General features: G+C 31.9%; 26 protein-coding genes and 1 pseudogene. 14 read left to right on the top strand and 13 right to left on the bottom strand.

Annotation, left to right across the window (positions count from 1 at the left end):
- Positions 1 to 53: 53 nt before the first annotated feature.
- From yidC to AST02_RS00625, 3 genes are all read right to left on the bottom strand, one after another.
- On the bottom strand, positions 54 to 905 hold the full coding sequence (gene yidC / locus AST02_RS00635; protein ID WP_081333341.1) for a membrane protein insertase YidC: 852 nt from the start codon (positions 903 to 905) through the stop codon (positions 54 to 56).
- Entirely contained in the window at positions 905 to 2,008 is a 1,104-nt protein-coding gene (locus AST02_RS00630; protein ID WP_069814975.1) for a helix-turn-helix domain-containing protein, read from the bottom strand. Before AST02_RS00630 ends, yidC begins: the two co-directional genes overlap by 1 nt.
- Positions 2,009 to 2,293: 285 nt before the next feature.
- Positions 2,294 to 4,444: a peptidase domain-containing ABC transporter gene (locus AST02_RS00625; protein WP_069814973.1), complete on the bottom strand. Its 2,151-nt coding sequence runs from the start codon at positions 4,442 to 4,444 to the stop codon at positions 2,294 to 2,296.
- A gap of 138 nt (positions 4,445 to 4,582) precedes the next feature.
- On the opposite strand from AST02_RS00625, the gene AST02_RS00620 reads away from it, so the two are divergent.
- Complete coding sequence (locus tag AST02_RS00620) at positions 4,583 to 4,807, top strand: hypothetical protein (RefSeq protein WP_069814971.1); 225 nt, start codon at positions 4,583 to 4,585, stop codon at positions 4,805 to 4,807.
- 295 nt (positions 4,808 to 5,102) lie between these two features.
- On the opposite strand, the gene AST02_RS14000 is transcribed toward AST02_RS00620, so the two are convergent.
- The 6 genes from AST02_RS14000 to AST02_RS00605 all read right to left on the bottom strand — a co-directional run bounded on the left by AST02_RS14000 (position 5,103) and on the right by AST02_RS00605 (position 8,528).
- A complete protein-coding gene (locus AST02_RS14000; RefSeq protein WP_081333340.1) occupies positions 5,103 to 5,273 on the bottom strand; it encodes a class IIb bacteriocin, lactobin A/cerein 7B family in 171 nt (56 codons plus the stop codon).
- Between the two features lie 53 nt (positions 5,274 to 5,326).
- Entirely contained in the window at positions 5,327 to 5,494 is a 168-nt protein-coding gene (locus tag AST02_RS14265) for a hypothetical protein (RefSeq protein WP_157946295.1), read from the bottom strand.
- Between the two features lie 609 nt (positions 5,495 to 6,103).
- Positions 6,104 to 6,391, bottom strand: coding sequence for an immunodominant staphylococcal antigen IsaB family protein (gene isaB, locus AST02_RS14645; RefSeq protein ID WP_427707032.1), 288 nt, complete (start codon positions 6,389 to 6,391; stop codon positions 6,104 to 6,106).
- Positions 6,392 to 6,531: 140 nt separating this feature from the next.
- The gene (locus AST02_RS14470; RefSeq protein ID WP_256092372.1) at positions 6,532 to 6,660 is read right to left on the bottom strand and encodes a hypothetical protein; all 129 of its coding nucleotides are present in this window, start codon (positions 6,658 to 6,660) and stop codon (positions 6,532 to 6,534) included.
- Between the two features lie 87 nt (positions 6,661 to 6,747).
- Complete coding sequence (locus AST02_RS00610) at positions 6,748 to 7,548, bottom strand: ABC transporter permease (RefSeq protein ID WP_069814970.1); 801 nt, start codon at positions 7,546 to 7,548, stop codon at positions 6,748 to 6,750.
- Between the two features lie 368 nt (positions 7,549 to 7,916).
- Entirely contained in the window at positions 7,917 to 8,528 is a 612-nt protein-coding gene (locus AST02_RS00605) for a YIP1 family protein (RefSeq protein WP_069814967.1), read from the bottom strand.
- A 245-nt stretch (positions 8,529 to 8,773) separates the two neighbouring features.
- Here AST02_RS00605 and AST02_RS00600 point away from each other — a divergent pair, with 245 nt between their 5' ends.
- From AST02_RS00600 to AST02_RS00590, 3 genes are read left to right on the top strand one after another with little or no spacing between them, the layout of a single operon-like run.
- A complete protein-coding gene (locus AST02_RS00600) occupies positions 8,774 to 9,886 on the top strand; it encodes an efflux RND transporter periplasmic adaptor subunit (protein ID WP_069814966.1) in 1,113 nt (370 codons plus the stop codon).
- Positions 9,883 to 10,563, top strand: coding sequence for an ABC transporter ATP-binding protein (locus AST02_RS00595; protein WP_069814964.1), 681 nt, complete (start codon positions 9,883 to 9,885; stop codon positions 10,561 to 10,563). Before AST02_RS00600 ends, AST02_RS00595 begins: the two co-directional genes overlap by 4 nt.
- Positions 10,560 to 11,735, top strand: a complete 1,176-nt coding sequence (locus AST02_RS00590; RefSeq protein ID WP_069814962.1) for an ABC transporter permease — start codon at positions 10,560 to 10,562, stop codon at positions 11,733 to 11,735. The genes AST02_RS00595 and AST02_RS00590 overlap by 4 nt, the downstream gene beginning before the upstream one ends.
- 154 nt (positions 11,736 to 11,889) lie before the next feature.
- Here AST02_RS00590 and AST02_RS00585 read toward each other — a convergent pair whose 3' ends face one another.
- The 4 genes from AST02_RS00585 to AST02_RS00570 all read right to left on the bottom strand — a co-directional run bounded on the left by AST02_RS00585 (position 11,890) and on the right by AST02_RS00570 (position 14,008).
- The gene (locus AST02_RS00585) at positions 11,890 to 12,357 is read right to left on the bottom strand and encodes a DMT family transporter (protein ID WP_069814960.1); all 468 of its coding nucleotides are present in this window, start codon (positions 12,355 to 12,357) and stop codon (positions 11,890 to 11,892) included.
- Positions 12,358 to 12,369: 12 nt separating this feature from the next.
- Positions 12,370 to 12,801, bottom strand: coding sequence for a DMT family transporter (locus AST02_RS00580; RefSeq protein WP_069814958.1), 432 nt, complete (start codon positions 12,799 to 12,801; stop codon positions 12,370 to 12,372).
- 59 nt (positions 12,802 to 12,860) lie between these two features.
- On the bottom strand, positions 12,861 to 13,172 hold the full coding sequence (locus AST02_RS00575; RefSeq protein ID WP_056935115.1) for an ArsR/SmtB family transcription factor: 312 nt from the start codon (positions 13,170 to 13,172) through the stop codon (positions 12,861 to 12,863).
- A gap of 215 nt (positions 13,173 to 13,387) precedes the next feature.
- Positions 13,388 to 14,008 (bottom strand): hypothetical protein, encoded by a 621-nt coding sequence (locus AST02_RS00570; RefSeq protein WP_069814956.1) that lies wholly within the window; start codon positions 14,006 to 14,008, stop codon positions 13,388 to 13,390.
- A gap of 552 nt (positions 14,009 to 14,560) precedes the next feature.
- On the opposite strand from AST02_RS00570, the pseudogene AST02_RS00565 reads away from it, so the two are divergent.
- The 10 genes and pseudogenes from AST02_RS00565 to AST02_RS00525 all read left to right on the top strand — a co-directional run bounded on the left by AST02_RS00565 (position 14,561) and on the right by AST02_RS00525 (position 26,200).
- Positions 14,561 to 15,156: pseudogene (locus AST02_RS00565) on the top strand (NDxxF motif lipoprotein).
- 350 nt (positions 15,157 to 15,506) lie between these two features.
- Positions 15,507 to 15,779, top strand: a complete 273-nt coding sequence (locus tag AST02_RS00560; protein ID WP_069814979.1) for a hypothetical protein — start codon at positions 15,507 to 15,509, stop codon at positions 15,777 to 15,779.
- Positions 15,780 to 15,869: 90 nt separating this feature from the next.
- The gene (locus AST02_RS14260; protein WP_176721532.1) at positions 15,870 to 16,025 is read left to right on the top strand and encodes a hypothetical protein; all 156 of its coding nucleotides are present in this window, start codon (positions 15,870 to 15,872) and stop codon (positions 16,023 to 16,025) included.
- Between the two features lie 316 nt (positions 16,026 to 16,341).
- Positions 16,342 to 17,244 carry an ABC transporter substrate-binding protein gene (locus AST02_RS00555; protein WP_069814954.1) on the top strand — a complete coding sequence of 301 codons (903 nt, stop codon included), beginning with the start codon at positions 16,342 to 16,344 and terminating at the stop codon, positions 17,242 to 17,244.
- Positions 17,245 to 17,479: 235 nt separating this feature from the next.
- Positions 17,480 to 17,911: a universal stress protein gene (locus AST02_RS00550; RefSeq protein WP_069814952.1), complete on the top strand. Its 432-nt coding sequence runs from the start codon at positions 17,480 to 17,482 to the stop codon at positions 17,909 to 17,911.
- A gap of 339 nt (positions 17,912 to 18,250) precedes the next feature.
- Entirely contained in the window at positions 18,251 to 19,825 is a 1,575-nt protein-coding gene (fadX, locus tag AST02_RS00545; RefSeq protein WP_069814950.1) for a fatty acid degradation protein FadX, read from the top strand.
- Positions 19,826 to 19,843: 18 nt separating this feature from the next.
- Positions 19,844 to 21,370, top strand: coding sequence for a long-chain-fatty-acid--CoA ligase FadD (gene fadD, locus AST02_RS00540; RefSeq protein ID WP_069814949.1), 1,527 nt, complete (start codon positions 19,844 to 19,846; stop codon positions 21,368 to 21,370).
- Between the two features lie 93 nt (positions 21,371 to 21,463).
- A complete protein-coding gene (fadE, locus tag AST02_RS00535; RefSeq protein ID WP_069814947.1) occupies positions 21,464 to 22,672 on the top strand; it encodes an acyl-CoA dehydrogenase FadE in 1,209 nt (402 codons plus the stop codon).
- Positions 22,673 to 22,724: 52 nt separating this feature from the next.
- A complete protein-coding gene (gene fadB / locus AST02_RS00530; protein ID WP_069814944.1) occupies positions 22,725 to 24,983 on the top strand; it encodes a 3-hydroxyacyl-CoA dehydrogenase/crotonase FadB in 2,259 nt (752 codons plus the stop codon).
- Between the two features lie 32 nt (positions 24,984 to 25,015).
- Entirely contained in the window at positions 25,016 to 26,200 is a 1,185-nt protein-coding gene (locus tag AST02_RS00525; RefSeq protein ID WP_069814942.1) for a thiolase family protein, read from the top strand.
- Positions 26,201 to 26,258: the final 58 nt, after the last annotated feature.

The raw sequence follows: 26,258 nt of genomic DNA, 5'->3' as shown, positions 1-26,258 counted from the left end.
TCTCTTAATCGTTTCAAAATCTAATATCGTCTTAATAACGATCGTTTAACAAACTACGTATTTTCAAACAAAGTTTGCTTACTTTCATTCTTTTGACTATGATTACTTTGAATTTTTTTCTCTAACTGATCAGCTTCTTCTCTCGCTAATTTTGAATAATACTTATTCGAAAAGAACATTTGAACGATTAAAAATGCAGCATTAATGGTCCAATACAATCCCAAGGCGGAAGCTGATGTGATTGATATATACATGATAAATATTGGAGAAATGATTGACATCATATAACCCATAGAACGCTGCTCTTTTGGCATATTTTCAAGATTTATTAATGGTTGGACGATGTATAGGATGCCAGCGATTATAGTAATCCAAATATCAGGCTGTGTTAAATTAAACCAAAGAAAATCGGCATGATCGGTTAAACCACCACTTGAGGGCCATTTTAGTGAAACATATAGCCCAAATAAGACAGGCATTTGTATAAGTAAAGGTAAGCATTCTAGCATTGTCTTCATAGGGTTCATGCCATAAGTTTTATATTTTTCCATCATTTCTTGATTGGCAGCCATTTTTTCTTCTTGAGTGTTTGCATTTTTAATTTTTTCTTGTATTTTAGTCATTTCTGGTTTAACTATATCCATTTTTTTGCGCATGAAATGCCCATTTTTAGATTGTGCTAACATAAATGGCAACATGATGAGTCTAACAATCAATACGATTGCAATAATTGCTAAACCATAGTTATTATCAAATATTGAACCTAACCAATGTAAAAGGTTATCCATGGGTACTGCAAATGTATTATAGAAAAACCCATCTTTATTTTCTGATTTTGAATAATCACAACCGGATAAAGTAATTAATGACGTTAATAGTAATAGCATTATCTTTTTCTTTTGTATCAATTAGATTCATCCTTTTTGTTATAAATTCTAAGCAAATCTTTCTTTATATATTTAAAATTTTCTAAAGTATTAAAGTTCTCGTTTTCCGAAACTCGTGAATACATAACACTCAAAGTATTTTCGTAATTAGCTGGTAATCGTTCTCCTAGGGGTAGTGTATCTAACCATTCATCAATTTCATTAAAGAAATCATCTTTTTGATATACAAAATCACTGACTAAATAATCAAAGCATTTGCAGTAATTTTTTAAATAATCAATAGCACAACTATCAGACTTCTCGACGTAATATAAGGCAAATTGATAATAACAATTAATACTTAGATGTGGGTATAAGTAATCCACATTAAAAGCTTTATTTAAATGGTAAAGCTTTGATTCTAATGATTCTATCGAAACAGAATGTAAGTCACGTGAAAGCATCAAAGCAAAATCATGCATGAAAATCATTAAAGATTGATACATATCCGTTTGGATTACATTTTTAGCTTTTGAAATATTATCTTTTTGTAAATAAGCCATCGCTAATGTCGCATTTTCTCCGATTTTCAAATCAAAATCTGGTGTGTTTTCTATAACAGAAGAGTAATCACCTTCAAACATATATAGCAATGTTTTGTATCCTTGTGCATGTTTTTTCAAATGAATTGAGTCTGAATTATCCTCTGTAGTCTTAATAAGTTCATGTGTTAGTGAGGCTGTTTCCTTTAGTTGTAATTCGTTTTCGCAATATAAAATATTGTTTAATAAAATACCTAATAACGAATTTAGAAATTTAAATTCATTACAATGCGTAATATAATATTCTCTCACAGTAGCTAAATATTCAGGATAACTTGTGTAATTAATCATTTTAGATAGTGATATAGATATTTTTTTAATTTCTTCATCAGTCATTGTAGTACTATAATTGAGTAAATCATCAACTGAAATATTAAATACTTTTGCTAATTTAGGGAGCATTGTAATATCAGGATAAAGGGATCTATTTTCCCATTTTGAAATGGTCGTTTTCGTCGTATTAAGATATTCAGCTAATGCTTCCTGCGTCATTCCGCGTCTCAATCGTTCTTTTTTAATTGTCTTTGCTATTTGGATCATTCATAACACCTCTTGTATTTAATGATACTAGAAAAACCATAGAGGGTATATTTCCCATATGACAACTTACATAAACAAAGTTTCCTAATAAGAAACAACAATTAAAGGAACTCCCTATTGAATAAGGAGTCCCTTTTAATTATGGCTTCTGATAACCATGGATTATGTTAAGCAGATATTGATGAACTTATATTTACTATACTGTAAGATATCTAGAGTTTTAAGCATCAATATTGTGAGACATGTTATAAAAATTTTGTGAAGAAAAGTCATATGGTAATTAATTTAAAATTGATTTGACCATAATTCGTAATATTCACCTTTATTATCTATTAAAGATTCATGCTTTCCTTGTTCAATGATTTTACCATGCTTAAGTAAATAAATATTATCGGCATTTTTAACGTTATTCAATTTATGTGTAATTAATATAATAGTTTTATTTATACAATGATTTTCTATGTTGTTTAATATGTTTTTTTCAGTTGAGGCATCTAATGAACTAGTGGCTTCATCTAATAATAATATATCTGAGTCTTTAAGAATAGCTCTTGCTAATGCTATTCTTTGTAGTTGTCCACCTGATAAATTAGATCCACCATTGTGTAATTGAGTGTCTAATTTTAGTGGGAGGTCATTTATAAAATCGTATGCGCAAACTATTTTACATACTTTATATATTTCCTCCTCACTAATATTTCTATTTAATCCAATTTTTAAATTTTCTTTGATTGTAGCACCGAAAATAAAATTTTGCTGTGTGACATAACTAATCATATTTCTTAATGAAGTCTTAGGAATATATTTTATAGAAATATTATTTATTTTAATAACTCCTTCATAATCCGTGTGAAAATTATCTATTAATTTAGCAACAGTTGACTTACCAGATCCACTTTCACCAATAATGGCTATTTTATGCCCTTTTGGTACTATCATATTTATATTTTTTAAAGTCATTTCTTTGAAAGTATATTGAAAATTAAGATTATTTATTTCTAATTGACTATTAAACTTAGTGGCCAAATCTGATGTTTTGTTATCATTTCTTTGTTCATTTTCAGTTTTGATATCCATAATGTCTAAGTATCTTTGAGTGGCTACAAGAGCTGACTGTATCTGTGGCTGTAGGTTTATTAAACGTTCTATAGGATCAATGTAGTATATGACTAGGGCATTAAATGTTAAAAGTGCACCTAATGACAACTCATCTTTCATAATAAGTGAAGACCCGATCCATAGAATTACTATGGTTGCTACCATTTTCATAAAGGCATTAATAGTAAGTTGAATGTTTGTAAAAAAACTTAATTTATAAAGTCTTTTTATTAAATTTTCAAAATAATGAACACCTTTTGTAAAAACTTCATTTTCTGCTCCAAAACTTTTTATAACAGGATAACCAGAAAAGCTTTCAATAAGATATGCACTTAAAGTTGCATCTTGTTCCATTACGAGTCTATTATATTTTTTTAAACTTTTTCTGAATGATAAACCTATTATTAAATATAATGGTACAAGAACTAAAGTAATGTAGAACAATGTTGAACTTTGAGTAAATAAAATAGTTCCTCCAACTACAACCATTAATGTATCTACAATCAGTGTGATTGTAACTGAAGAAAGGGCTTCTCGTATGTGAGACAGATCAGAAAATCTCGATAAAATTTCACCACTTTTTCTTGTTTCATAAAACTTAACAGGTAAATGTAGAACATGATAATAATAGTCCTTCATAAAGTTTATATCAATTTTCAAACTTAAATTTAGAGAAGCTTGGTACCTAATTAAAGAAATAAATGAATTTATTAAATATAAAAAAAGGACTGCTATAGAAATTATATGTAAATTCCCTAAAATTCTCGAAGGTATAATAGTGTCAATAAGGTATTTAAAGTAAAAAGCTCCAATAATTCCTAATAAATTTATAATTATTGAGAGTATAAGAATATTCATGATAGCAAACTTATTGTTTTTTAATATTTTTCTAAATAATTGAGACTTCTTAGGAATACTATAGGATTGCTCAAAAGAAGGGTTATTTTTTACGAGCAATAGGATACCTGTCCATTTTTCTTCGAATTCAGAAAAATTGCACTTTCTTTTTCCTCTTGCTGGATCCAAAATATGTAATTTGTTGTTCTTCTTTTTTTCTATTATTATAAAATGCATAAAGCCTTCTTCATTTACTACATGTGCGATTACAGGTAAATCGTCATTTTCAATATCTTCTATTTTCTCTCCTCTGACCCCTGTTAATTCAATGCCTAAATGCCCTCCGGCCTTTATGAGACCATATAGTGATGTACCTTCTTTATCTGTTTTTGACCATTCTCTAATTCTTGAGAGCATCGGTTTCTTTCCGTAGTGTTGGGCTAGCATTGCTAAACAAGCTGGACCACAATCACTTTCATCATATTGATTAATAAATTTCATTTTATCCCCTCGCGCAATATTTTGTAAAATAACTATAATAGTAATGTTTTTTAGAGAATTATTTTTAGCATAATAAAGATTAATATGTTATATTATAAATATAAAATATTTTATATTTATAAAACTAGAGGTGAAAACATGAGGGATCAAAAGCCTTTATACAAATTATTTTCAATTATATCAGGGGTTTTATTGGCCTTAGGTATTGTATTTTTATTAATGAGCTACAAAGAATTTTCTACTTTCTTATGTGTGTTAGCTGTAACTGTTGCATTCATTCCTAATTTATTAAACAAAGAAAAAATTGGTTATGTCTGTGTAATCTTCGGATTAATTATCCTCGTTTTATCATTGTTTTATTAAAATGAGGATAATTAATTTACAAGCTAGTCACAATAAAGTTATGTACTATTTTAAAGGTATTAATCATATTCTTTGACTCTATAAAAAAAGGAAAATATTAGGTTTTACTAACTTTAAAAGCAGATGAAGTTCTTATAATAATAAGGATTTCGCTTGCTTTTTTTCTATATCAATTACTTTCATATTGTTCAAGTTGGTAATAGAAAAATTAAGAAAACAGTTTAATTTGCATAAAGGAAGCACAAAACAATATGTATTTATTGTTTTGTGCTAATAGTTATGTATCAACTAATTATTATAATCTCTTTCCTCCGCCTGTTTCTTTCATTGCATCTTTATATCCTTTTTTGATCTCGTCTTGATAATTATAAACAGCAACACCTGCTGAACCTATCGCTGCTACTATTGGCCATACGCCACCATTAGTTGAATGTAATTCATTTTCACTAAGTTTTCTAAAAGTCATAATAAATTCCTCCTAAATTAATAAGTATTACCCAATTTATACTTCATTTCCAGTTACTTTCTACCGTACATTGCTTTTCCTGTATCATCAGTTGCTTTTCCTTGGGCTACTAAACCTTTGGTTACCCATCCTGAAGCAGTATAGAAAGCATCTGCAAAAAAATCTTTTACTCCGCCATTAACTGATTTCAAAGTATTGGTATCTAATTTATTATAAGTCATTAAATTTGGCTCCTTTCTAAGATATAAGTTTTACGTTACCACAAAAGAAATTTGTTTTAAATGTAATTTTTTTGTAATAATATACTTTTATAAACAAAAAAATGTAAAATTAAATTTTTATGGATAATTTAAATGAAAAGTTCATTAAGATTTTTTAAATACTAAATATTAATAATAGCACTTGAAGAGTGAAATAATGAAAAACTTAAGGAAGACAGAAAATAATAAATAGGATTTCGCTTTAGCATTTAAATTAGAAAAACAATTTTATATAATTGTTGATGAACTTTTTTCTAAACAATCGTTATTAAGATATTATTTGAATTTGGAAAGTTTAATACACAAATCTTTAAAAGGACTTATAGCTTTTTAAAAAGTGCAGACGTCTGAAAGAATCATATTTATGAGAGACTACATACTCGAATCATATTCCTAGATAAGCATGAACATCTGAAATCGAAAATTGCATAATATAAAATAAGCACATCACTTTGCGTCCTGATTTTAGTCAGTAGAGTGATGTGCTTACTATTTTACCTTAGGAGTTATGTCTCAAATTTTTAAATCCGCACTTTACTTTTAAGGTTACTACTTATTATAGTTGTTATTTCAATCTATTGAGCAATTATCATTTATATCAAAGAAAGCTTTATATGAACCATCATTTGTATTATAAGGAATCATTGTAACACCATTACTATCTGGTTTAGATTCATCGTCCGTGTCGATAGGTGCATGTGCTTTTTTGAATGCTTCTTTAGATACTGTGTCTGGTTTTGTATTAAAACTAATTTGAATAATTTCATTATTATAGTTAAAGTCTACTGATGTATCATAAATGTTTTTAGTATGGTCATAATTTTTATAAGCTTTGGGATCTACTTTATAGCCGTTGATTGAAGCATTGTCATATTTTAATGCACGTAAAAATAATAATCTTGTGTAAACGAGGGATCATACGTAGTATAACCTTCGTGGTTATACCATGGTGCTTCAGCTTTTAAACTTGCACTACTTTCAGTGTTGGCACCACTAGCTCAACTTTCACCATGACCCCATTTTTGAACTTGTTCTGCTACTTGAGCCTCTGGATTCATCGTCGTTAAATATGCCGCTGAAGAAACTACGACAAGTGTTGATACTATTTTTAGATATTTGTTTTTCATAATTTAACCAACTTACTTTATTTAAATTTAATTTCTAAATTTTCACTTCACTAATTCGAATCAATACATTAATTTTCAATCCTTTTATTACATATAATCGGCAAATCTATCTCTAAAACGCATATGCAAAATGGACCCTAAGCTAAAGATTAGAAGACAAAGGAAGATATTATACAGTGCCAGTTCCCAATGCGTAATAAAATACCATTCATGGTGTAATATAGCTGCCCTATATCCTCCAGCTAGAAAGTATATCGGATTAAATTGCATGACTGTTCCAACTATTTGATTATTTGGTAAATAGAGTATAGAAGAGACGAAAAATATCATTCTCATTAAAGTTTGTAGAATTAAATGTATGTCTCTAATTAACATACTTAATGTTGAAGCTAATAGTGCTATAGCGTTGGTTAAAACTAACGCATAAAACAAGTATATAAATAATTGTAAAGTATATATAGATGGCTTGTATCCTCCAATGAAACAAACACCCATAATAATTACTAGTAGAAAAATATGACCATAGAACTTACTAAAAACGACATAACTAGGAATAATAGAAAGTGGGAAATTCATTTTAGCTACTTGATTAAATTTTGAAGTAATAGACTTACTACCTTCTAGAACACCTTCATTTACGAAAAACCACATACTGATCCCAACAATGAGCCAATATATAAATGGAACGCCCTCCATAACCTTATTGCTTCTTAGAGCTAAACCAAATACAAACCAAAAAACAGCAATTTGCATAGTAGGATTAATTAACTCCCACGCCATTCCTAGATAATTCTTTTTGTTAGAAATTCTTAATTGAAATTCCGCTAATCTTCTTATTAAATATAAATTTTTTAGTTGTTCTTTTAATACAAACCATATTGAATTCATTTGAACATATCACTCTTTCTAAATGTAACGATACTTTTGCAAAAAACCAAATAAATATCATATTCATATTTTGTTATTATATAATTTGTTAACATTGCTAAACTTTACAATAACTAAATAACAGACACAACTTTTTATTCAGATAAAACAAAGTTATTTTTAAAATGAGTAGTCTAATTCAGTCAGCCACTGCCAATATAAAAAAAGGCTGACACATGTGATATGTCCCAACCTTATTGTATTCTTATATAGAATTTCATCTTAATAACAATTTCTCTGGTATCTAGAAAGTATATGTATTAAACAATCAATTTTCACTTGTTCTTTGTGCACCCTTAGCAAACTCCTAAACCTTTCACATAATTCTTTTATGAGAAAGATGCGCCTAACAATGCAAAGCCTATATACACTACAAGATATGCAATTGTCCAAATAATAGCTGATTTTTTAGAAAAACGATTTGTAGCGAATAGCATAACGCCAAATACATATGCACCAATAAATGTTTGTAAATTAAATGCACCTAATACTTTGTTTCCTTTATCAAAAATATTAAGACTTGTAATAGAATAATTTGTTGGTGATAAGCCAGCGATCCACTGGATGAGTATGACAATTAAAGCAATAATTCCGGTAATCAATGTATAACTTAAAGTAGCAGAGAAAATTGATTTTCCACTTGCATCAGATTTCATGATCTTGGAAATCAGTAAAAAGATGACAAATGTAATACCAATACTAACAATAGCACCGAATATGCCAGCAATTGCACCACCGATTTGTCCGAACATTTTAGCTTGTTCTAATTCCGCTCCTGTCATACCTGCATCTTTATACAGTTCGTTATAGTCAATTGCAAGCGACCCAATAACAGCTGATAATGTCATGACTACAATTGCGAGAATTAATTTTAAAACCCATTTAGGCTTATTACGTAGTTCTGAAAAGTGTGAAACTAAGGGTAATTTTGATGTTTCCATATGAATTTTTCCTCCTGTATGTATAATGACCAAAGCATAACACTACACATAAAATATTAAAATAGTTTTATAGAAATTAAAAAAATAATAAGTATTTATAACACTTAAAGATATATAAAGTAAATAATAAGTGTTTATGACATTCAAATAGTAATAATCATTCAAAAATATGTTATTAGATATATTTTTAATTGTGTGGCTATGGTAGTCTTGTAAAGTGAATAAATATAAGGAGTGTTTATCAATTGAAGAAAAAGTGGATGTGGCTTATAGGGATAGTCGCGATAATTGGATTAGTCGTCGTGGCATTGGTTTTGAAACAGACCAACAGTAGTTCGGCGGAGAAAGATGGTTATGATACATATACAGTGGAGAAAGAAAGTCCACTCAATTTAGAGGGAAAAGCATCACCCAATTCAGTTAAAACATATAACAACAACAGTCAATTAGGGGCATATATCAGTACACAAGTTGATGATGGTCAATCAGTTAAACAAGGAGACCCGTTAATTAACTACGATATTAATAATAGTAAGCGTGAACAATTAGCAGATAAAGTAGATGAAGCGCAAAATGCTGTGAATAAAGATTATCAAAATATTAATCAAAGTCCTAACAACAATGATTTGCAAAAGCAATTATCACAAGATCAAAATGCATTAAGTGAAGCACAACAACAACTGAATTCACAGGATAAACAAGTCAATGACAGTGTCTATGCAGATTTTGATGGAAAAGTAGATATTAAAAATGAAGATAATGTAACAGATGGTGAAAAGATTCTTCAATTAGTATCCAATGAACCACAGATTAAGACGACAGTTTCTGAATTTGACCTGAATAAAATCAAAGAAGGCAATAAAGTAGATGTGAAAGTGACAAGCACGGGGGAAACGGGCGAAGGTAAAATACAAAAAATTTCAGAATTACCTAAGAGTTATGAAGAAAATTTAAATGAATCGGCTGCTGGTGGTGCTTCGGCTGTATCGGGTAGTGAGGATGGAGGTGACACGCCGCAAGCCTCGAACCCAGTTGAAGGTGATCCTAGCGGTGGAAATGATTCAGAATCATCCAAATATACTGTAGTTATTGACGATATAGATATCCCAGTACGTGCGGGTTATTCTATGGAAGTGAAAGCACCTTTAGATTCTATTAAATTGCCTAAATCAGTCCTTACAAAAGATAATAATGTTTTTGTGGTAAATGAGGAAGGAAAAGTTAAAAAACGAAATATTAAAACAGACGAAATCAACGGTGAAAATTTCGTGAAAGAAGGTCTGGAAAAAGGGGATAAACTCATTAAAAACCCTAAAAAAACAATGAATGATGGAGATAAAGTTGAGGTGTCATCATGATAGAACTTGTAGATATCAATCGACATTTCAAAAATGGGGATGAACAAAACCATATTTTGAAAGACATTAATATCAACATCAATGAAGGTGAATTCATTGCTATTATGGGTCCTTCAGGTTCTGGAAAAAGTACGTTAATTAACATTTTAGGATTTATTGATCGTGGTTATGAAGGTGATTACCTTTTTAATCGTAAAAATTATCAAGAAAGTTCAGATAACCAACTTGCAGATATAAGAAATAAAACAGTTGGCTTTGTCTTTCAAAACTTTAAATTAATTCAAAATAATACAATTTTAGAAAATGTCAGCATTCCGCTCGTTTATGCAGGGTTAGGCACTCAAGCGCGTAAATCACGTGTAACACGTACATTACATGATGTAGGTTTGTTTGATAAAGAAAATTTAGTTCCCAACAAATTGTCGGGGGGCCAACAACAACGTGTTGCTATCGCACGTGCCATTATCAATCAACCCAAGTTTATTATTGCTGATGAGCCTACGGGGGCACTTGATTCGAAAACGTCTAAAGATATTATTGAATTATTTATAAAATTGAATAAAGAACATAATACGACGATGATATTAGTCACGCATGATCGCAAAGTTGCAGATCAAGCAGATCGTATTATTCATATTCTTGATGGTCGTGTTCAACGAGAAGAGGTGGTTGGATGAAGAATTTGTCTAATATCATCGTTATTTCATTCAAATCTATTTTAAAAAATAAGCGACGTAATATTTTTACGATGATTGGTATTATTATTGGTATTGCAGCTGTTATTACAATTATGTCTTTAGGAAACGGTTTTAAAAAAACGGCTTCTGAAGAATTTGAAGATACGGGTGCTGGAAAAAATTCTGCAAATATTAATTTCATGAGTAATGATATGGAAGGCGCGAAAAAGAACCCTTTCAGCCAGCAAGACTTGAGTATTATAAAACAAGTTGACGGCGTAGCAGATGCTGAAATTAAAGAAACGGATGACCAAGGTTTTTCTGCAAGAATGACTAATGCGCAGAAAAAAGGCGATATCAGTATTGTGAAAAAAGAAGCTATGGATAGTCCTGAAAAGGGCCAAGGCTTTGATAAAGATGATAATGAATTACGGAAGAAAGTCGTAACCGTTGATGATAAAATTGCCAAAGATGTTTTTAATAAAGATGCCATTGGTAAAACATTATATATTGATGATCAAGGTTTTGAAGTCGTGGGTATTGCCAATGACGCGATGAATCCATCAGCTGTGAATATGCCTTCAAAAACATTTGATCAATATATGAGTGGTTTAAGTCAAGATTTTCCGTCATTAAAACTTTCATTGGAAGACGGAGCTGATAAAAAAGATACAGCAAATAAGGTCGTAGATGAATTAAATAAAAAAGGTTCTGGCATCAGTGACGGAAGCTATAGTTACAATGACACTGAAGAAATGATGAAAGGCATCAATCAAGTCTTTGATGCGATTACTTACTTTGTGGCAGCTGTCGCGGGTATCTCATTGTTTATTGCCGGAATTGGCGTAATGAATGTGATGTACATTTCTGTTTCAGAACGTACAGAGGAAATTGCGATTCGACGCGCATTTGGTGCGAAGTCCCGAGATATCGAAATACAATTCTTAGTGGAAAGTGTCGTGCTTTGTGTGATTGGTGGCATCATCGGCCTGATTATAGGTATCTTAATAGCGTCAGGCGTCGATGCGTTAACGCCAGAGTACATTAAGAGTGTTGTCAGTCTAGGTTCCGTTTTAACAGCAGTTGGTGTATCTATGTTAATCGGCATCGTATTCGGTTGGATTCCAGCCAGATCCGCAGCTAAGAAAGAATTGATTGATATTATAAAATAGAGCTCTACAGTTCTATTTACATGATAAACGCCCTTCAAAGTGACACTTAAAATGTGAAATCTTTGAAGGGCGTTTTTTAGTTTGAAAAATATAAATAAGTCGTAATTAAGTGATAGATATTGCTGATTGCGATTTTGAACATATTAAAAATAGTTTAAGTTAACTTTTCATGTAAGCTATTTTTAATATCAGCTTTATAAATCAATCTTAGTGCGATAACCATTAAAATTAATGCGATAATTCTTTTTGCATCAAAGTGAATGACCATGCCTTCAAATAAACCAAAATGGTCGATGATCATACCCATGGTTAGTTGTCCGATAACAGCAGAGATATTTGTTGCTATAACGCCTATTTTGGGAATTGCTACAATTGTTAAAAATAGATAACCAACACCAAACCAAACGGCACTCAATTGCCATTTAGGGGCACTAAAGAAATCTAAGAAGTTACCTTCTCCAAAAAACAAAGTAATAATGAATAAAATCATACCACCTGTTATAAATGTTAAAAATGCACTTTCTAACGTTCCTGCTTTTTTGCTAAAAGCCCCGTTTACTGATGATTGTGTACTTAAAGTGATACCAGCTATTAAAGCTATGACTACTAAAGCTACTTGCATTTTATACTCCTCCTAATAAATAAGTGTTAATGCAACTATCATTAGTATAATTGCCACTACTTTTTCAATTCTTAATGGTCGTTTTTCACTGCCTAGTATGCCGTAATGTTCTATTAATGCACTCATAATCATTTGGCCAACCACAACGCTTCCCATTGCTAGGCCAACACCTATCATAGGAATGATGAAGACTAAAACAGTTAAGTAAATAACACCTAATATGCCGCCAGTTAATTGCCATTTAGGTGCTTTAATTGCGTAAGATAGTTTGCCTTTGCCTAAAAACAATAATGCAATGCCTAATATGATTGTTCCTATGGCAAAATTGTATAAACTACTTTCTAATTCTCCAATAGAATCACCTAATACTGCATACATGGCACCTTCGATACTCAAAAATATACCTGCTACTATAGCAAGGATATAAAATATAAATTTATTCATGATTTACCTCTTTTCCTCATTTCGCGAATTATCGAATTATAATCAATAAAAAAAGACCTTTAAAGATCTTCTTTTATTAGATTGGCTAATTCATTAATACTTTCTTCGTTTCTTCTATAATAAGTCCATTGACCATGTCTTTCAGATTCTAATAGCCCTACTTGCTGCATCATTTTTAAATAATGCGAGACAGTAGAGGGGGACATATTGGCTTTTTCTTGTATATCTCCTACACATACGCCTCCTTTTTCTTTTAAATATTCACCTGTATAAATATGTCCAAAATGTTCACTAGGATGTTTCAGCCAAACTAAGATATCAACACGGGCATAGTTACTTAATACTTTAAAAGTTTCAACTAAATTTTTCATAACACACATACTATTCGAGAATATTCGAAATGTCAATACACAAATACTTTTCAATAGAAGAACAACAAAATTTTGAATGTTATTCTCACTAAAATGACTAATAGTCTAAGCATATATATTAAAAGAGACTTCCTTTCAAAAAGGGAGTCTCTTAATTGTTTCATTATCAAATTTACTTTTAATAACAAAGCATACGGATAGTTATTGTTAGCTATCTAAATAGCTTTTAACTTTTCATTAAAGTTTTTTATTTTTTCAGCTCTTAAATTTGTATAATATTCTATATCTTCTTCTCTAGTTTCTAAAGGAAATATGTTATAAATATCTTGATAAAATTCAATACTTGATTTATTACGTTGGCCTTCTAAAGATATTCTTGTACTATCAGGTTTAGTTGTTGATAATTCATAATTAGGTATCACACTATGATACACGTTTACTATTTTGCCATCTTTTATTAAATCTGATGTATTTATAAATTTAACCTCTATATGATGTTGATGTGATAATTCTCTAGTTAACATTGCCAGCATCACGTCACAAAACATGATGGTCATGACGCCTTTATTTTCAAATGTAGAGGTTACTTCTAGTTTTTCAATACAAAATTTTTCGGTTTCCCCAAAATGCTTGAACCTGGACTCGAATTCCTCATTTTCTTCACCATCACATCTACTAATCACACTTGTTGCAATGTAATCAAATGAAGTATTTTTCAAATAATAATAAGAACTTCCATAATCGATTAATCTATTGTATGTGAAGGCATTTGTTTCTTCATATTTATTTTTACAAATTATATTAAACGGATTGGTAATACTATCCTTTACAATCATACATTACGCTCCTTATAAAATTTTTGCTTATATAATAGATAGTCTTCACAACATCTATTATTAAACGTTGATTTAAAAACATAGAAAAACACCCCACATTAAAATGTGAAGTGCTAAAGCCGATATTTTTTTGAATAGAAATAATATTTCAAAGAAATAAAAATCACTTCTTTTTAATATAATTCTGATATTTTATATTCAATATCCGACTATATCAAAGTTCAACATTTAAAGAAACATAATTGATTCATTCGAATTTAATTATGAGTAGATTAAAATATTTTTATTGAAATAAAGTCTTCTCGTATCGACATTTTCTCCGACTTTGTTGGCGGTTTTTTATGTGTATTTTCTACTTGTACCGCCTCAGCTTGTAGTCTTCAACTAGTAATTCTCCTGCAAGAGTCGGTCAGACTAATGATACTTCTTTATAAAAAAATGCCTTATTCGTTTAAACAATTTTGGGTTTAATAAAACAAGTGAATATAATTTTAATTAAAAGTATTTATAATATTTATAAAAATGGTATTCTAAAGTAAAGAGGAGGCTATTATGAAAATCATAAAATACATATCATTAATAACATTAGCCTTGTTATTAGCTGCTTGCAGCAATGGAGAATCCGAAAACAAAAGTTCTGATCAAGAAGCGAAAGCAACAGAAATTCCAAAAAAGGTCTTTTCAAGTCAAAAAAGTGACGAGAAGATTAGTGAAGATGAAATGGGTTCAAGTATCAAAAAGTATTTAGACACATTTGATGCATTAGATGAAAATACTTCGGAAATTAGAGATAAAGATGAATTAAATGAAAAGACCAGGATAAATTAAATAAACTTACTAAGCTTACAAATAAAAATGATAAAAATTTTAAACAGTTTATAGAAAATAACCAGCTACCGAAGCAATACGAAAAAGGAAGTTTAAAAGTAAGTGATTATGTAACTTCAGTAAATGAATTAATGAATCAAATCAACGATAAAGTAGATGCAACAATGGATGATGCTAATACGGACCAAACAAAATTAAAAAATGTAGGCGAAATAAAAGAGATAAATGCTCAATATAAAAAGCAAGTTAATGGTAAGAAACAAAAAGAAGTAGAACAATTTCTGAACAAGCATGATATCCAAACTAAGGCTTTTGAATAAAAAGGATTGAGTTAGATTGACACAACGAAGAACAAAATATAAAGCAATTACTATTGCGTTGAATTTTGTCTGTATAGAGGTGATATTGTGAAGTGGTTTTTATTTTTAATCCAAACAATTTTGACAATTTTATTAGCTGTTTTTGCATATCAACAAATGAATCAAAATCACTTAGACACTTGGTTTTCTTTTTATCTGTTGTTTTTTATTCTCTTTTTATTTTGGAATAATCGTGATGAAAAACGTTGAATATATAGTTTAGATAAGATTTGTAAGAGTTAAGTGTTCTGATGTTAACGTCCATACTTCAATATCGTTTTATATTCAGAAAAGAAAAGGAAGTTTTAAGTGTGAAAAAGAGAGTTGTGAGTGGTCTGAAAGATGGCTTTTTCGTATTTATAGGTATTGCTGTAGTTGCTATATTTTTAAATGTTACGGGTTTGAATTTTGCGCATAATAGAGTTTGGAGTAGTTTAGGTAATTTGGAATTAATTAATATCTTTAAAGATAAAGAATTGAATGGATTGATTGTTTTAGGCTTTATACTAGGATTTATTGCTTTTATTTTAGGCTTTTCTTCTTTGGATAAGGTGGAAAAATCTAAAAAATTAAAAGACGAATAGAGAAATATACAACAGCTGAATATTGTAAAATGAGGAAAAGGAATTCGAATGAAATAATTATGTCATTTTAATTTTAAAGGAGATATAGGTATGAAAAAATTTATTAGCTGGATTCCATATATGGCAATTATATCTATTGGAATGTGTTATACATTAGGTTTTCCTTTTGGTATCGGACCTAGCATTGCAATAGGCGCAATGATTGGTATGACTGTTGATTTCGATAAAAAGAGAAAATTAATTTAATAACTTGGGTGTTCCATCTAAAGCACCTTACTTTACAGAATAAGCTACACTTTTCATAAAACACCTCCGTATAAGTTCATTTCCAAATGAATTTATATGGAGGTGTTTTTATTATTTTCTATTGTCTCAGTTAATACGTTTTTGTAACACTCATAAGCTTATGAAAATTTTCGTTTTATGAATTAAGACGCCCTTATATTACATGTTTTGTTCTTTTAAATTAATTAAATTATTTTTAAATAGTAGTTGCTAAAGTAATAAAAAATTATATAATTGATAATGAATATCAATATCAATTATATATGGGGGAACATAGATGAAAAAATTAACAGTACCATTTTTAATAGTATTGTTGCTACTGACTGCATGTAGCAATAATGATCATAATGAAAAGACGAAAGATGAAAAAAAGTATACTTTAGACTCTGGTAAAAAGATAAGTATACCCAAAAATCCCCAACGTATAGTTGTTGCAGCTGATACATACGCAGGAGGTATAAAGCAACTAGGCGGACATGTAGTTGGTGTGAACAAAGACATAAAGCAAAGTGATATATTAAATGAAAAATTCAAAAAGGTTAAAAAAATAAACGCTGAAAATGTAGAAGAAATAGCTGAACTAAAACCAGATCTTATTATTGCAGATACTGATGACAAAAACTTGAAGAAGTTCCAAAAAATCACAAAAACAATCCCGATGGAATATGGTAAAAGAAATTATTTAGATACTCAGCTTCAATTAGGAAAATTATTAGGAAAAGAAGAAAAAGCAAAGCAATGGGTGAATAATTGGAAGAAACAGACAGCTAAAGATGCTAATGAAATCAAAAAGCACATTGGCACTAATGCCACAGTTTCAATTTTTGATGACTTTAATAAAGAATATTATGCTTTCGGTAAAGATTGGGGTAGAGGAGGAGAAATTTTGTATCAGGCATTTAATTTAAAAATGCCAGAATCTTTAGAAAAGGTAGTGGAAAAAGATGGGTATAAAGCTTTATCATTAGAATCAATGCCTAAATACGCTGGAGATTATATTATTACAATGAGCGAGGGAAAATCCTCTCCAGAATTTGAAAAAACTAATGTTTGGAAGAATATTCCGGCAGTAAAACAAGGTCATGTATTTCACGTTAAAGCTGAAAACTATTGGTATAATGACCCATACTCATTAGAAGAAAATAGAAAAATACTAAAATCCAAATTGCTAAACAACTAAATTTAATCCTTTATAGTTTATTAATTAGAATATTTGAGATAAACAATCTTGTATCCTTTCATAATGCAAAATGATATTAGACACATCTCTGTTATTATAAAGTTTCTAACTTCAACTACTTTGAATTTGTCTCTCCAATTGGTTGGCATCTGTTGTCGCTAAATTAAAAAATATTTTTGAGGGTATTATATAAATAATAGGTATCTAAATACTTGCCACTAGGAGGTTAGTGTATATGTTTAAAAATATATTATTACCCTATGATTTTGAAAATGATTTTAGTGCAATTCCTGACCATTTAGCAAAAATGGTTGATACAGATTCAATTGTTACAGTTTATCATGTGGTTGAAGAAGCTAATTTTGCAACTAATTTAGAAAATTATATTGAACATAAGAGTGATATTATTAGAGAAACAGAAAGCGATCTTGCTCCATTTTTACATGAATTAGATGAAAAAAAGGTTCAATACAAAGTAGATATTGATTTTGGACCTGTTAAAGATACAATCTTAGACAAAATTACTTCTGGCGATACAGATAAAGGTGAATACGATTTAGTAATTATGAGTAATCATAGAGTGAGTTTGAATATTAAACACGTTTTAGGAGATGTTACGCATAAGATTGCTAAAAGGAGTTCTGTCCCAGTATTAATTGTTAAATAAAGATAAAAAGTATAGAAATTCTATTGAACTAACCATCATGTCTAATATTTTTAATATATACTGACCTGAAAAGTACTACAATCTTATAATGATATATTCCCTTCAAGGTGTCCGCTGAAAAAGTGTGGATTTTGAAGGGATTTTTAATTCACTCATATCTGCCCGCCATTATCCCGTTTGTTTATTAATTTACTATGTAAAATAAAAAATTTTTGCATAATTTTCAATAATGATGGTATATTACATGTAAGGGCTTACATTTATATAAAGGGGAGAGATTATTCAAGGGGAAAATGATAGATAAAATAGCCGGATTAAACAAAGATAGGAGTCGCAAGTATGAAAATTATTCCGTTTTCAGATTTGAAAGACATCATTAATGAAGGTGATGTGATAGCCCTAGCAGCATTATCAACGGCTAACTTACCAGCTGAGATTCTCAAAACATTAGTCGATCAATATGATGAGCATCAAACACCTAAAGCCTTCACCTTTATGTTGGCAAACGATATTAGTGATTATCGTGGTGACAGTTATGATTTAGATTCTTTTGTATCAAGGGGTATGATCAAACGATTAATCACAAGTATTATTACTGGTTCACCTAAGACAATCAATGCAATGCGCAATAATGATATTGAAGCCTATTACGTGCCTCAAGGTGTAATTACGACACATTATCGTAGTCAAACACCTGCTTCACCAGGGACAATTACTAAGATTGGGCTGAATACTAATGTCGATCCTAGATATTCTGGTGGCAAAGTAAATACACGTACGACAGAGGATTTAGTATCTTTAATTGAAATCAACGGAGAAACATATTTAAATTATGATTTTCCAGAAATTGATGTCGCATTGTTACGAGGTACATATGCCGATACAGAAGGTAATATTTATATGACGCATGAAGCACACCTTGGAGAGGGTTACAGTGTTGCAGCAGCTACACATAAGAATAAAGGTAAAGTGATTGTGCAAGTGAAAGCAGTCATCCAAAGTGGGCGTTTCAATCCGAGTGATGTATTTATTCCGGGTAAACTTGTAGATTATGTTGTAGTTAATAGTAACCCAAAATATCATAGACAGGTTGTCCAAACACAATATGACCCAGCACTTTCAGGACATTATCAGATTACTGAGATGCGAGAGCCATATATAGCATTAGGTAGCCGTAAAGTGATTTTGAGACGTGCAGCTCAATTTTTACTTGAGGGAGACGTAATCAGTATTGGTTTTGGCATTAATAATGAATTGTCGAATGTTTTAGAAGAGGAGCAAGCCAATCATTTAGTTCAAACGAATATAGATACAGGCGTTTTTGGTGGATTGATTAGTAGTGGTAATTACTTTGGTATGAACTATAATCTCAGTGCACGTATCAGACATGAGTTAACATGGGATTTTATCTATAACGGTGGTATAGATGTTGCATTTCTAAGCTTTGCTGAAGTTGACCAATATGGCAATGTTAATGTGTCTAAGTTTGGAGACAAAATGAATGGTTGTGGCGGTTTTATTGATATTAGCCAATCAGTTAAAAAAATTGTTTTTTCAGCTTCAATGGTTGTTGGGGGTCAACTAAATTTCGCTAATGGTGAAGCTCAAGTGGAAACCCAAGGTAAGTCACCTAAATTTGTAAAACAAGTGGGCAACATAGATTTTAATGTTGAAAATGCACAAAAATTAGCACAGGAAGTTTATTTTGTTACCGAACGCGCAGTATTTGAACTAACGGACAAAGGTATTAAATTAATTGAAATTGCACCTGGCTTAGATTTAGAACGAGATATTTTAGCAAATATGGAGTTTCAACCAATCATTTCTGAAGAGATTAAGGTAATACAGAGTGATATTTATCAAAACACATGGGGAGGTCTGTCTCAGGTAATTAAGTCGGAAGATCGTATTTAAATTAAGGGGGAGAAAAATATGAATTACGACTGGATTAAAACGAGAGCAGTATTTGATGAGGAAAAGCCAGCAGTTATCGATCCATTTAAAGGTACTGAATGGACTTATCAAGATTTAAATAAACGTGCAGAGAATTTAGCAAACCATTTACAAGATCAAGGTATAGAACGTGGGGACGTCGTTGGTATTTTTTCACCAAACGATGTAGCTATTCTAGATTTACTATTCGCTACATTCAAGATAGGTGCAGTATATTTACCGATGAATTGGCGTTTAAAACCACAGGAAATTGAAAGTGTGATCCAAGATTCTGATGTGAAATTAATTTTTTATTCACAAAAGCATTTATCAAGTTTAGAAGGCATTGCAGACGGACTCATTCATATGGATGTTGATTCCGAGCAATATGATGATATGGTGAATCCTAACAATCACCGTCCATTCAAAACGTTAAATGTAGAAAAAGATGATTTAGCAGCGTTAATGTACACGAGTGGTACCACAGGATTACCTAAGGGCGTTATGTTTACGTATGAAACTTTCGTCAGTAATCCAATAAACACGGCACTCACTTATAAAATAAATTCTACGTATAAGACCATTGTTTCAACACCCATGTTTCATGTATTAGGTTTTAATGATTTGACGTTACCATTGTTAATGGCAGGCGGCACATTGATTATACAACGTTACTTCAATGGTGAAGCATTGAATGATCTCATGGCACATTACAAGCCTGATTATTTAATACAGATACCAACGATGTACTATGCAATGTTAGTTGCAGAGAATTTTGACCTTAAAAACTTCGATAACATTGAATTCTTACTTCAAGGTGGGTCAGCACCGCTACCAGCTGTGCAAAAGAAATTTAACAGCATGGGCTTATCTATCATTAATGGTTACGGTTTAACGGAAGCACCACTTACAATGGTTAACACGCCAGAAAATGGTGCTGAAAAACCTGGTAGTATTGGACAACCCGTCATGTTCGTAGATTACCGTATTTTAAATGATGAATTTGAAGATATACAAACTGGAGAAATTGGTGAATTAGCTGTAAGAGGTAATAATGTCACACCGGGTTATTGGAAGAAGCCTGAAGAAACAGCGAAAAACTTCAAAGATGGATATTTCTTAACAGGAGATTTAGCAAAAATAGATGAAGACGGTGATATCTATATTGTTGATAGACGTAAAGAAATGATTATCACTGGTGGTGAAAATGTGTTGCCTTCAGAAGTAGAAGCGGTCTTAGCAACACATCCTTTAGTAGCACAAGGTGTGGTAGTGAGCTATGAAAGTCCCAAATATGGAGAATCTGTCTCAGCAGCAGTGGTATTGACTGAAGATGATCCAGACTTTGAACAAAAACTGGACGCGCACATGAGAGAAAACATAGCTGGATATAAAATTCCGAGAATGTATTTAAAATTAACAAATATTCCGCTGAACTCAACTTCAAAACCAGATAAGTTAGAGTTACAGAAGAAGATGAATAGTAAAGCTGACAAAGCACGTCAACAAGATGATGAATTAGCTTAAATAACTTATGCTTTTATAAATATTTTAAAATAGTAACTATAAAATTTTTTGACAATCTTTGTAAGCGTTAACATTAAAGTGGAGGTTTTAATTATGCCAACAAAAGAAGAAGTAATCAAAGCATTATATCCAGAGGATATTTTAAGTATTGCGAAAGATTTAACTGAAGGAGAAGTTAAATTATTAAAACAGCTTAATGATATGTTAGAAGAAAAGTACCGCGACTCTATTAATGAACATTGGATAAACGCGACACAGCCCGAAGACTACTTTGATGAATTAGGAAAGTTAGATTATTTCAACAATCCATTATTATATGAAGGACGTGAAGGTGAACATACGCCAAGTCAGATGTTCCAATTCTTCATGTCATATACAATAGCTAAATTTGATGTATCTTTAGCGACACTGCTAGGTGTACATCAAGGCTTAGGTCATAATTCGTTTTGGTTTGGTGGTAGTAAGGAGCAACAAGCTTATTATTTACCAAAATTACAGTCACACGAATTACGTACGTGTTTTGCTTTAACAGAACCAGAACATGGCTCTGATGTCGCAGGTGGTTTAGAAACAACTGCTAAAAGAGAAGGCGATGAGTGGATTATTAATGGTACGAAAAAATGGATCGGTGGAGCGAATGTCGCTGATGTGATACCACTGTATGCAGTGGACGTGGATACTGGAAAACCTAAAGGGTTTATTATCGAACCAGACCAAGAAGGCGTGGAAATCGATCTTATTGAAAATAAAATCGCATTACGTATCATACCGAATGCTAATATTCGTTTGAAAAATGTGGTCGTTAAAGAAGAACAAAGGCTGCAAAATATTAATAGCTTTAAAGATATTGCGAAAGTATTATATTCTACTCGTGCAGGCGTGGCGTATATGGCAACAGGAGCGATGGCAGGTGCATTAAAAGCTACGACAGACTACGTAACGCAACGTAAACAGTTTGGTAAAGAAATTAGTAAGTTCCAATTAATTCAAGAGAAATTAGCCATGATGCAAGGCAATCTTGCGCAAGCAATGGCGACATGTGCGCAACTTGCACGCATGCAAGCGAAAGGTGAATATGATGAAGTGGCAACTTCAACAGCTAAGATGATGAATGCATTAAGATTAAGAGAAACAGTAGCAATGGGCCGTGGCGTACATGGTGGTAACGGTATTTTAGCTGGAGAGTATGACATTGCAAGATTCTTTGCAGATGCTGAAGCGGTTTACACATATGAAGGTACACATGAAGTCAATGCGCTCGTAATTGGCAGAGCAATCACAGGAGACTCAGCATTTATTTAATATAAAGCATGAACGATTGAAACTATAGAAAAAACAATTTGGAGGTTTTAGTATGACGATTAGAAAAGCAACTGTGTTAGGTGCAGGTACGATGGGTAGTCAAATCGCTGCGCTCCTTGTCAACGCAGGTTTAAAAGTAAAATTATTAGACATTGTGATTGATGAGCATGAACCTAATAAAATTTCCAAAAAAGCATATGAAATCATAACAAATCCAAAGCGCCCACAGCTATTTGATTTAGCCTTTGCCTCAAATTTATCTTATGGCAACTTTAATGAAGATTTGGTTGAGCAAGATGATGCGGACATTTATATTGAAGCAGTAAAAGAAGAAGTAGATATTAAGCATCAAGTTTGGGATAAAGTAAAAAAAGTAGCAAAAGCTGACGCTATATTTGCAACGAATACATCAGGAATTCCAATTGAATCGATTGCAGATGTATTTGAAGAAAAAGATAAAGCACGATTTTTCGGAATGCATTTCTTTAATCCACCACGCATTATGAAGTTAGTCGAAGTGATTCCAAATGAAAAAACGTCTGAAGCAGTAGTGGAACGCGTACAAGCATTTGCAGAAGACGTATTAGGTAAAGGTGTCATCGTTGCAAATGATGTCCCAGGGTTTGTGGCAAACCGCGTTGGTACACAAACGATGAATGACATTATGTACAGAGCAGAAAACCAAGACTTTTCTATTACAGAAGTGGATGCTTTGACTGGGCGTAGTATTGGACGACCAAAAATGGGAACGTATGGTTTATCAGATTTAGTTGGTCTTGATATTGCTATGACAGTAATTAAAGGCATGCAAAACGTACCAGATGAACAACCATTTTTCCACGATGTAAAACTTTCGGAAAAATTAGCAGCAAAAGGTGCATTAGGTAATAAAACGAAACAAGGGTTTTATAAAAAAGTAGATAAAAAACGTTTCGTCTTTGATTCAGAACAAAATGATTATGTGCCACCGCAACCACCACAATTAGAGATTTTAGGTAAGTTTAGTAAAGACTTGGCTTCTAACTTAGACGTTATCTTTAATGCACAAGATGATGCCGGCGTATTTTTATGGGAAACATTGAGAAATAACTTCTATTATTCAGCGATTAATGTACCTAAAGCGGCAACAGATTTTAAAGATATTGATCGCGCCTTAGTATGGGGCTTTAACTGGAAACAAGGGCCATTCCAATTGTGGGACTTAATGGGCTTCGAACGTGTGAAGTCACGCATGAAAGAAGAATTAGGATCACTTCCAGATTGGATAGAGCAACGCAATGAAGCATTCTATAGTGAAGGTGAATCGATTGAACGTGTTACACCAGTAGCAGAGTATATTGACCAAGAGATTTGGGAAAGAGCAGATTCTAACTTATCAGTAGCGCATAAAGATCAATTGCTATTAAAATTACAAAGTAAAAACAATGTGATTACTGGCGGATTCCTTGATGATTTATTAGAATCTATTAACAAATTAGAAGATGAAGACTACAGTAGCATGATCATCTATGCAGGCGGCAACAACTTTAGTGTCGGTGCGAATTTGTATCAAATGAAAAAAGCACACGAAGAAAATAAAGTGGTCTCTGAAGTAGGTGACATGGTCGGAAAACTACATTATATTTTCACTAGACTGAAACATGCGTTGAAACCAGTTGTTACTGCAGTTCAAGGCAGAGCGTTAGGTGGCGGTTGTGAACTTGTACTTCATTCACCATTTGTGGTTGCTGCAAGTGAATCTTATATTGGTCTTGTCGAGACAGGCGTAGGGTTACTACCAGCTGGTGGTGGACTCGCAGAATTAACGGATAGAGTATTGCGCACAAATCATAAAAATAATGATAAACAAGATTCAATTACTAAAATATTAATGCAAGTTGGTTTTGCAAAAGTCTCAACAAATGCATATGAAGCAGTGAAATATGGTTATTTAAGAGAGACAGATACTGTAATTTTGAATACTGAAAGACGTGTCGAAGTTGCATTAAATAGAGCACGTTACGAATCAGAAACAAATTACGTACCTACACCAAAATCACAATACATTGCTTTAGGCAAAGACTTTAAGGCATTAGCTGAAGGTCAGTTAGATGCACAACGTATGGGTAACTTTATCAGTGACTACGATTATGAAATTACGTTAAAAGTGGCAGAAGTTTTAGCAGGCGGTGACATTCCTCGTAACACATACGTGAATCAAAGATATTTACAGACACTTGAAAAAGAAAGATTTTTAGAACTTTTACAAAATAAAAAAACGTATGACAGAATTTCACACATGTTAGAAAAAGGAAAACCACTACGCAATTAATAATTGAGAGTAAAAAGAAAGGGTGAACTTTAATGCGAGATGCATATATTGTAGCTTATGGACGTTCAGCAGCTGGTAAGGCAAAGAATGGAGAGATGGCTCACGAAAGACCAGATGAAGTGGCAGCAAAAGTATTAAAAGGTGTATTAGAAAGAGTTGGAGGTTCATTTGATCCTAGCATGGTAGAAGACGTTATCGTCGGTAATTCGTTCCCAGAAGGTTTGCAAGGACAGAACATTGCAAGAACGATTGCATTACTTGCAGGCATGCCAAACGAAGTACCAGGACAAACGGTCAACCGTTACTGTTCATCAGGACTTCAAACAATTGCACATGCAGCAAACCAGATTAACGCGAATCAAGCAGACATCCTTGTAGCAGGCGGTATTGAATTAATGAGTGCAGTACCAATGGGTGGTAATGAACCAACGAATAACCCAATTCTACAGGACGAAGATTCAGGTGTTTCTTATCCAATGGGACTGACTGCAGAAATGGTAGCAGAAACTTATAATGTATCTAGAGAAGATCAGGATGCATATGCAGTACAGAGTCATCAACGTGCTACAAGAGCACAACAAGAAGGTAAATTTGATGACGAAATTATACCGATTGAAGTGAATAAAGTCACTTATGATCAAAATGGTCCAGTCGTTTCGAAAGAAGTATTTAAAGACGATGAATTAATCAGACCAGATACAAATAAGGAAACTTTAGCTAAATTACCTACAGTGTTTAAGGCTGACGGTACAGTGACCGCAGGCTCCTCGGCCCCCTTAACAGATGGTTCAGGGTTTGTCGTGGTCATGTCTGGTGAAAAAGTGAAAGAATTAGGCGTGAAACCAATTGCACGCTTCGTTGGCTTTAAAGCCGTGGGCGTAGATCCTAAATTAATGGGTATTGGTCCAGCTTATGCAATTCCAGAAGCATTGAAATTAGCAAACTTGGATGTTAAAGATATTGATTTAGTTGAGTTAAACGAAGCATTTGCATCTCAAACGTTAGCCTCTATTAGAGAAACAGGTTTAGATATTGAGAAAACGAATGTTAACGGCGGTGCAATTTCGCTAGGGCATCCGCTTGGCGCAACAGGCGCGATGTTAGTAGGAAGATTACTTTCTGAAATGAAGAAACAGCCAGATACGAAATACGGCATGGTTACGATGTGTATTGGCGTTGGAATGGGCGCTGCTGGTATTTTTGAATATGTAAGATAACCGTAGTTTGAATATGTAATAAATAACCCCTTAAGCGTAAGATAAATGCTTAAGGGGT

Origin of the sequence: Staphylococcus equorum, from assembly GCF_001747895.1 — a bacterium.
Lineage (GTDB): Bacteria > Bacillota > Bacilli > Staphylococcales > Staphylococcaceae > Staphylococcus > Staphylococcus equorum_A.
The sequence above is the reverse complement of the archived record's forward strand: the minus strand, read 5'-3'. Positions and strand labels throughout refer to the sequence as shown.